Source organism: Flavonifractor sp. An9 (assembly GCF_002161245.1).
GTDB classification, from domain to species: domain Bacteria; phylum Bacillota; class Clostridia; order Oscillospirales; family Oscillospiraceae; genus Flavonifractor; species Flavonifractor avicola.
Map to the genome: position 1 here is coordinate 63,099 of NZ_NFHC01000019.1, position 8,752 is coordinate 71,850.

The 8,752-nt window shown below is 59.4% G+C and carries 8 protein-coding genes; 4 read left to right on the top strand and 4 right to left on the bottom strand.

From position 1 onward, the window contains the following. Positions 1 to 48: 48 nt before the first annotated feature. From B5G40_RS12170 to B5G40_RS12180, 3 genes are read left to right on the top strand one after another with little or no spacing between them, the layout of a single operon-like run. Positions 49 to 735 (top strand): hypothetical protein, encoded by a 687-nt coding sequence (locus B5G40_RS12170; RefSeq protein WP_087329873.1) that lies wholly within the window; start codon positions 49 to 51, stop codon positions 733 to 735. Continuing rightward, complete coding sequence (locus tag B5G40_RS12175; RefSeq protein WP_087329871.1) at positions 732 to 1,313, top strand: hypothetical protein; 582 nt, start codon at positions 732 to 734, stop codon at positions 1,311 to 1,313. The genes B5G40_RS12170 and B5G40_RS12175 overlap by 4 nt, the downstream gene beginning before the upstream one ends. Next, entirely contained in the window at positions 1,310 to 1,816 is a 507-nt protein-coding gene (locus B5G40_RS12180) for a nucleoside-triphosphatase (RefSeq protein WP_087399772.1), read from the top strand. Before B5G40_RS12175 ends, B5G40_RS12180 begins: the two co-directional genes overlap by 4 nt. Positions 1,817 to 1,911: 95 nt before the next feature. Here the strand turns inward: B5G40_RS12180 and B5G40_RS12185 are convergent, their stop codons facing one another. Then, entirely contained in the window at positions 1,912 to 3,216 is a 1,305-nt protein-coding gene (locus B5G40_RS12185) for an MFS transporter (protein ID WP_087399773.1), read from the bottom strand. A gap of 16 nt (positions 3,217 to 3,232) precedes the next feature. After that, entirely contained in the window at positions 3,233 to 4,231 is a 999-nt protein-coding gene (locus B5G40_RS12190) for an amidohydrolase family protein (protein ID WP_087399774.1), read from the bottom strand. Positions 4,232 to 4,584: 353 nt separating this feature from the next. On the opposite strand from B5G40_RS12190, the gene B5G40_RS12195 reads away from it, so the two are divergent. Next, positions 4,585 to 5,370 (top strand): TetR/AcrR family transcriptional regulator, encoded by a 786-nt coding sequence (locus B5G40_RS12195; RefSeq protein ID WP_087399775.1) that lies wholly within the window; start codon positions 4,585 to 4,587, stop codon positions 5,368 to 5,370. Positions 5,371 to 5,415: 45 nt separating this feature from the next. Here the strand turns inward: B5G40_RS12195 and B5G40_RS12200 are convergent, their stop codons facing one another. Together B5G40_RS12200 and B5G40_RS16925 are read right to left on the bottom strand one after the other, a co-directional pair. Continuing rightward, entirely contained in the window at positions 5,416 to 6,753 is a 1,338-nt protein-coding gene (locus tag B5G40_RS12200) for an ABC transporter permease (RefSeq protein ID WP_087271007.1), read from the bottom strand. Between the two features lie 3 nt (positions 6,754 to 6,756). Beyond that, positions 6,757 to 8,752: COG1361 S-layer family protein (locus B5G40_RS16925; protein WP_158099529.1), on the bottom strand; the 1,996-nt coding region annotated here is incomplete at its 5' end.

Sequence of the window (8,752 nt, forward strand, 5' to 3'; positions counted from 1 at the left end):
GGGGCGGAGTCTGCCCCCGGCCCTTGCCGGTCAAAGGAGGATGTGGAAATGAGAAGCAAGCGTGTGTGTGGGGCGGCGCTGGCCCTGTGTCTGTGCCTGTCCGGCTGCTCCGGAGGCGGGCAGGCTGCCCTGCCACCCCCGGAGCCCATGGGGGACAGCCCATTCGGGGTGGACAGCAACATCAATATGGAGACCATCGACCAGTATCTGGGCCGGGAGGACGTGGCCTACCGGGACGTGCGGCTGCTCTTCGATCCGGCCAACTACAGTGAGATTGGCGGGGAGGCCGACCTGACCCGCACCATCGAGGGCTTCCGCATTGTGCCCTATCCCTACCTGGCCACCCTCCAGACCCTGCCGGTGTCCGGCGGCTATGAGGGGGAGTGCCTCTATGAGGTGACCTGGGCGGAGGACGGCACCGTGGCCCAGGCCAGGCCCCTGTATGAGGAGTCGGAGCTGATCCTGGAGGAGCTGTTCCCCAAGGATCAGGCCATCTTCCTCATGTGCGGCGGCGGAGGCTACGCGGGCATGATGAAGGAGCTGCTGATCTACCTGGGCTGGGACCCGGAGCTGCTGTACAACGTGGGGGCCAACTGGACCTATACCGGCGACCACGCCCAGGAGCTGGTGATCTACCCCGAGGACGCCGACGGGGAGAAGATCTACGCCACCTGGCGGGCGGATTACGCCTATCTGGACTTTGACCGGCTCCATCCCCTGGAGGACGGAACATGAGGCGGGGGGCGGCGGCAGTGCTGGTCCTGCTGCTTCTGCTGTCCGGCTGCGGAGGCGGAGAAAACGTCCGGACGGAGGAGAAGTTTCCCACCTTCACCTTTACCCACTATGCATCCGGCGGGGCGGACAGTCAGGAGACGGCGGTGATCCTCTTTGAGCAGAGCAATTCCACCTTTACCAGCTATCAGGTGGCCTTCCCCTCCTGCACCTGCCGGGATTCCATCGTCAACTATATGTCGGTGGCCTATGTGGAGCTGCTCAACAACAAGGACGACCCGGAGGACGCCGCCATCCGGGCCATCAGCTTCGGCAACAACCAGGGCTTATGGGGGGACAGCAACCCCAATTACTACATTGCCGAGTATACCGAGGAATATATGGATGAGCATTTTGTCCAGATGCTGGTCAAGGCCACCAAGGCGGACCTGGATGCCTGGGAGGGCTACGGCACGCAGATCGCCGGGGTGGATGCCGACGCGGTCACCGGGGCCTCGGTGTCCACCGGCAACATCACCTCCATGCTCCAGGGGCTGTTTGCCTACCACACCGCCAAATATTATGGAGGTGGGGCGGAATGATTCTGCTGATCCAGGGCGAGATCGGCGTGGGCAAGACCACCCTGATCCGCCGCCTGCTGGGAGACCGGCTCCCGGAGACCCGGGGCTTCTGGACCCGCAAGGAGGCGGAGGGGGAGGGCTTTTCCATCTACATCCACCCAATGGGACAGCCGCCCCGGTACGGAGATGAGAACCGGGTGGGGCGGCGGCTGCCGGGACAGCCCCGGCGTGCCTTTCCGGAGGCCTTCCAGCGGGCGGCGGTGTGGCTGGAGGCCATCCCGACGGGGGGCGTAACGGTGCTGGACGAGCTGGGGGTACTGGAAGAGGAGGCCCCCCGCTTCCAGCAGGCGGTGGTGGAGCTGATGTGCCGCAGCAGTCTGGTCCTGGCCGCCGTCAAGCCGGCGAAAACGCCCTTCCTAAACCGAGTGCGCTCCCTGCCGGGGGCACGGCTATGCCTCATCACCCCGGATAACCGGGAAGAACTCCATCTCCGGCTGAGTGCGGAATTATCTTACAACTCATAAGACAAAAGCGGCCCGCCGCAGGTGCAACAGCCTGCGGCGGGCCTTTTTGAGGGAATGGTCCGTCTGTACGGACAAGATGAGGGGAGTAGGAGGGATCAGGAACGGGCAGAGCTCTGGCCCTGCTGCCAGTCCCGGTTGAAGCGGTGCTCGTCGATGACCAGCACAATGAGAGAGGAGACGATGGACACACCGGCGAAGATGATATAGGTATAGCGCAGGTTGCCGCCGGTGATGTTGGACACCACGCCATTGACCACGAAGGAGAGGGCGGAGACAGCACCCTGGATGGGGAAGATCACGGAGTTGACCTTGCTGAAGCCCTGGCGGCCGTAGACGGAGGTAACCAGAGAGGTGGTGAAGTTGGCGGAGCCGCCGATAGACATACCGATCATGAAGATGGAGACGTAGACCAGGATGGTGTTCTCAGTGGCGTTGGCCAGCAGGGAGAGGGCGTACCAGATGCCGAAGAACACCATGGACTTTTTGGTACCCAGACGCTCGTCCATATAGCCCACGAAGAAGGAGCCCACCAGGCCGATACAGGCCACCAGGGAGAGGGTGAAGGTGGCCTGCTCACGGGTGAAGCCCAGCTCCATGTTGCGCAGCACCATCTGGGACACCACGCCCAGGGAGCAGATCTGGAACATACCGGTGGTGATGGCCACCAGCCAGGTCTCCTTGCAGCATAGCAGCTTCTTGGTGGTCCAGCCGCCGGTGTTGTCCTGGGGACCGTGATAATACTCGTTCTGATAGACCTCGTCGGACACGTTGTCGGGATTGAGGCCCCGCTCCTGAGGCGTGTTGCGCACGATGAGCAGACCCAGCACGCCCAGTACGATGCAACAGACGGAGATGGGCAGCACGCCGTTGCCAATGCCCATGGTGCCCACCAGATAGGTAATCAGGGGAACGAAAGCCACGGAGGCCAGGTTATGGCCCATGGTGGTGTAACCCATGACGATGCCCTTTTTCTTGGGGAACCACTGGGTCACCAGGTCGCCGCCGGAGATGTAGCCCGCGGACATGACGCCGCCCACCACCACACACATACAGATGGTGTACATGGCCAGATTGACGGCGTTGCCCACGCCCCAGTAGGCGATACCGGCCAGGATCATACACACACCGGAGGTGATGCGGGCGCCGATAGCTCGGTTGACCTGGCCAACGATGATAAAGAAGATGACGCCGACTACACCGGCCACGGTGTTCATGGTGAGTACGGTGCCGCTGAGGATGCCGAATTTTTCCGCAATGGCGGGAGCAGTGACATTTGCGCCGCTGTTGACCATGCCGGCATACAGCCAGAACATGAGCAGACAGTAAAAAATGGTGACCCAGCCGTGAAGGCCAAAGTTGACTACAGAGGATTTATTGCCGTCGTTCTTATGACTTTTCATCACAATTACCTCCTGATCAAATCTGAGGGATACCCAACGCCTGCTGGGCGTTGCGGAAATAGAGCTGTTCCGTCTCTTCCTGGCTTAGGGGAAGCTGACCCAGGAAAGCCATCATATCTTCCAGGGACTCGTAGGGATAGTCGCTGGCGAAGAGGATGTGATCCATCCCCAGCACGTCCTTGGTGCACTGGAAGGCCTCCTTGGACATATTGCCGCTGGTGGTGACCCAGATGTTATTACGGAAATAATACCCCAGATCCTGCTTGCATTGAAGAGCGGGATTGGGCAAAAATTTGATCCGGTTCTCGATTCGCTCCATCAGGAAGGGCAGGCCCTCACCCAGATGGCCAAGCACCAGCTTGAGCTGAGATACCTCATCAAACAGGCCGGATACCACCATCCGCAGCAGGGTAGTCACCGTATCCACGGTAAAGCCCAAGCCGGGACCGGCAAAGGTGAAGCCGAAGCCCTCGTATCGCTGGCCCTTGGGCAGCTGGGGGTGGAGGTAGACGTAGACACCCAGCTCCGCCGCCTTGCGGAACAGGGGGCGATAGCGGGGATCGTCAGCGGAAGTATCGCCGTAGTTGGAGTGGGTATGCCAGCTGACAAAACCGTATTCCTTCACGCACCGCTCCAGCTCCTTCTGTGCGGCATCCACATCCCCCACAGGAAGGATAGCACTGCCGAGGAAACGGTCGGGATGGCGGCGGGTCAGCTGATACAGGGCGTCGTTGGTGGCCCGGCAGACGGCGATGCTGTCTGCAATGGGCAGTTCCTCCGCGCCGGGAGAACAGCTGAGGACAGCCTGGGAGATGCCCTGGCGGTCCATCAGTTCCAGCCGCTTCTCGCCCAGATCCAGCAGCTTCTGCAGCAGGACGCCCTGAGGCATGGTGATGTTGTCCGTCCAGTGGATGATGTCGGTTTTGGCGTCATAGCGGGGGGGCATGGTCCGGCTGGCCAACGCGTCTATCAGGCTTTGGTCATAAAAATGGTTTTCCAGGTCGATGCGTCTCATACCACATATCCTCTCCTTGTAATAATCTAAATGAATCATTCGGTAATAATTATTACTGTGGCTAGAGAGTATCATAACAACACCATACTGTCAAGTGTTATTCTGTTATTATTGCGCGAAAAAAGGAAGAATATGTGTTTTAGACAAAAATGGGAGGAAAACCTTGTGCGGAATACTGGAACGCCCAGGGAAGCGGGGAGGGGTTCAGATTGGCTTGACATCATTTGGATAACGGGATAAACTAAGACTATCTGGTTTGGACGCTGTCTGCGGGGCAGCGTGATCTGCACGCAAGCGCCTCTACGATTCCGGGTCCGGCGGCGTGTACTGCCGGACGGAAGGGAGAAGTGCACATGGAGCATGAGGTCAGAGAAAAGATCCTGCGGACAGCGAAAGAAATTTTTCAGCAGGAAGGCTATAAAGGGACCACCATTAACAGCATTGCCAAACGGGCGGGCATATCGCCATCCACCATTTACCTCTATTTTCAGGGGAAGAAGGACCTGTTTCAGCAGTTGAATATTTCAGAGGACGAGGCCCTTCAGGACGTTTATAACGCAAATCGCGCCTCCATCCTCCAGACGGCGCTGATCCTGTTCGGGGAGCATGGCTACGACGGTGTGTCTATGGATATGATTGCCCGGGAGTCGGGCTATTCCAAGGCTTCGCTGTATCAGTATTTCAAAGACAAGGAGTCCCTCTATTCCGCAGTCATGCAGGAGACTCCCTTCCATTTCAATTTCCTGAGCATCCAGCCGGAGATGGGAGACTTTGACCTGGAGACCGCCGTCAAGCGCATCGGCTTGGACTATCTGTCCATCTTCAACACGCCGGAGCGGACGGCTTTTACCCGGGCTATTATCCGGGACTCCAACCGCCACCCGGAGATCAGCAATATGTACCATAAAAACGGCATCGGTTATGTGGCCCGGTGCCTGGAGACGGTGCTCAAGCAGTATGCCGATCAGACCCGGCTGCGGGATGGGCTGGACCTCTATTTGGCGGCTAAGACATATGTAGGCTCTCTGTTCGGCTTTGCCATCCAGTACAAGATTGTGGTGGGCATCCAGCCCCAGTACACCGATGAACAGATCGTGGACACCCTGACGGGGATCTTCCTCAACGGAATTTTAAAATAAATAATAAATAACAGCCTCCCGGCATTGCCGGGAGGCTGTTATTTATTATTCACTCTTGATGGCTTCCAGGGCGGGTATGCGTACCGCCTTGTTGGCGGGATAATAGCCGGAGCCCAGGCCAATGAGAATGGAGAACAGGATAGCGAAGAGCAGCAGCCAGGGCGGGATCACCGAGACCCGGGTCACGGTCTCGCCGCCCACGATGGCGGGCAGGAGATTTTCCATGGATGGCCCCAGTGAGACCAGATTGATGGCCACCGAGGCGATAAAACTGATGACACAGCCGATCAGTCCGCCGATGAGGCCGATGGCCCCGGCCTCTGAGAGGAACATGATCCGGATGTCGGTGACGTAGCAGCCCAGGGACTTCATAATGCCGATCTCCCGGGTGCGCTCCGAGATGGACATGATCATGGTATTGGTGATGCCCAGAGCGGCCACGAACAGGGAGATGGCGCCCAGACCGCCCAGCATCATCTGCTTCTGCCGGGCCTCCTTTTCCATAGGTTTGCGGATGCTCTCCATGGACTCGGTGGGATAGCCCATGGACTTGATCTCCCGCTCCACCGGTTCCACCTGATCGATGCTTTTGACCTTGACCATGATGGAGTCATAGGCCGGCTTTTTGCCCTTGCGGCCCTGGGTCTTTTCCATCAGCTTCAGCAGGTCGGGCATATTGAGCAGAATCCCTTCGGAGGTCTCGCTACCCTTGGAGTAATCCTCCTTTACCGCGCCTACCGGGTTAAAGGGCAGGGTTATTTTCCCATTCTGAGTTTCGATTTCCATGGTTATGGGCTGCTTTAGCGGGTCCAGATAGGGAGGCGGAGGGTCCACGGGCTTGCCGGTGTCGTCAAACTCGCCGGTCCAGCGGTCGATCATGTTGCGGCCTTCCGGGCGCAGGGTGTCCTTGAAGCTGTAGGCCAGATATTGGCCGGTCAGGATCTCGCCCTCCCGCTTAGGCAGGACGCCGGCAGTGAGATGATAACCCATCTGCTCCATTGCGGCGGTATCCACGCCCACTACCGTGGTCCAATCGGCGATATAGCGTTTTCCTGTTCCAGTGATGAGACGAATGGAGTCCGCCTCCAGGGACAGCTTGGGGGTGAGGGCCTCCACGCCGGGCAGGGCCTTCAGCCGCCGCAGCAGCGGGTCGTCCAGCTTGACCTTGCCCCGGCCGCCCTGGGGGGCGTTGACCGTGATGATGGTCAGATCACCCATCTCCGCCAGTGTCCTGTCCTGGGCCTCCTTCATGCCGATGCCCAGAGAGACCATGATGACGATGGAACAGCAGCCGATGAGGACGCCCAGCACGGTGAGGAAGGTACGGGATTTGCGGCGCATTAGGTTTTGCAGGCAGATGCGCAGCATATCTTTTTGCTTCATGGCTTATTCCCCCTCGTTGGAAGGCGGGGTGTCATCCCAGTTATCCCAGTTACTTTCTTCGGTTTTGCCGCCCTTTTTCTTTTTCCAGATCAGCAGTCCTCCGCCGCCGACCAGCACCACCGCTCCGGCGGCCAGTCCCACAGTCATCCAGGGGAACCCGCCTTCGTCCATGTCGGGATCAAAGTCGTCGGGGAAATCCTCCGGCGGCGGGGGAGCGGTCACATGGAGGGTGACAGGGAATTCCCGGGTCTGGACCTGCTGGTCGGCGTTTTCGTAGGTGATCTTCAGCACCACCTTCACGTCTCCCTCGGTGTTAGGGGTAAGAGCAAAGCCAATGTTGCCGTTAGCGCCTGCGGTGACGTTGCCCAGGTACTGGGTGCGGGCGGGGGTATCCACCCCTTCGCCCTCCACCGTGGCCTCCAGATTGGCCAGATCATCCTTGCCTTTGTTGACATAAGTCAGCAGCAGCTCGGTCTCCTCCCCCATGGATACCGTTTCCGGCACGGAGGGGGCGTTGATCTGGAAGCGGTCGGGCTGGTAGACGGGGATGGACAGCTTTACGTCGGAGCTGGCCTGGGTGCGCTTCTCACCGTCCACATATTCATATTTGAAGGAGAGGGTCAGGCCTTGCGCACCGCTTTTGCCGGTGGGTACGGCCCGCATGGGGATCTCCTGACTCTGGCTGGCCCCGGCGGCAAGAGCCTTGTAGAAATAGGTGTTGGTGCTGGCGTCCATGGTGAAGGTCTCTCCGCCGTCCACGGTGACTACCACGTTGGAGATGGGCACGGCGCCAGTGTTCTCAAAGGTAAAGTTCAGAGGGAAGGCGCTGCCGGAGGGTACAGAACTCTCGCCGTAGGAATAGCTGCGTACCACCACGTTGGGCACGGAGGCATCCGACTTGGAGGAGGCGTTGGCAGCGATGTTCACTTTGTCGGAGGAAGTGGCCTGGGTCATGGTTTCGCCGTTGTCATAGAGGTACTTCAGTTCGGTGTTCAGGGACTGGTTGGTGGAGGAGAGATCCTTGGTAGCCTGTACCTTGACGGAGATGGAGGTGCTTTTTCCCGGGGCCAGATCAGGCAGCAGGAAGGTGGAAGTGGGGTCCATCAGAATCAGGGACTCGGAGGTGGTGACAGACACCACCGGCTTGACCAGGGACGTGGTGCCGGCGTTCTGGAAGGTGAGGGTGACCGGCAGAGTCTCACCGGCGGAGATAGGCTTGCCTGTGGCCGAGCGGGTGACCAGCACCACCGGCTGGGGCACAGTCTCTTTGGCTTGGGTGGGTACCACCACTTTGTCGGACACCGAGGCCTGGGTCATCATACCGCCGTTGTCATAGCCGTATTTCAGCTCGGTGCTCAGAGTCTGGCTGGTACTGCTGTTGCCCCGGGCCACCTGGATCTGTACGTCCAGGGTAGCGGTTTTACCGGGCTGGATGTCAGGCAGCAGGAAGGTAGCGGCGTCGTTGAGGATCATCAGGGACTCGGAGGGAGTGACAGCTACCACCGGCTTGACCAGCGGGGTGGAGCTGGTGTTCTGGAAACGGAGGGTGATGGTTGCGGTCTCATCCACGGCCAGAGGATGGGGCAGGGTGGAACGGGTGACCAGCACCACCGGCTGAGGCACGCTCTCCCGGCCAATGGCGGGGATGGAAATCTTGTCGGTAACATTGCCCTGAACGGTGGAGACGTTGTTGTAGTAGTTGAACTTCAGATCCACGCCTAAAGATTGGGCGGGGGAGGGGATAGCGCTGGCGCCCTTGATCGTGATCTCCAGGCTGACACTCTTTTTTCCGGCAATGTCCGCCAGGGGGAAAGAAGAAGTGCCGCTCTCCAGCAGAAGACCATCGGAGGGGGTAAAGGTGACTACAGGGGATTTCAGCTTAGTGCTGCTCAGGTTTTGGAAGGTGACCTTCAGCTTGACCTCCTGCCCGGATTCAATGGGCTTCTCCAGCTCGCTGCGGGAGACCAGCACCATGGGGGCGGGGGCGGGATCTGGCGCG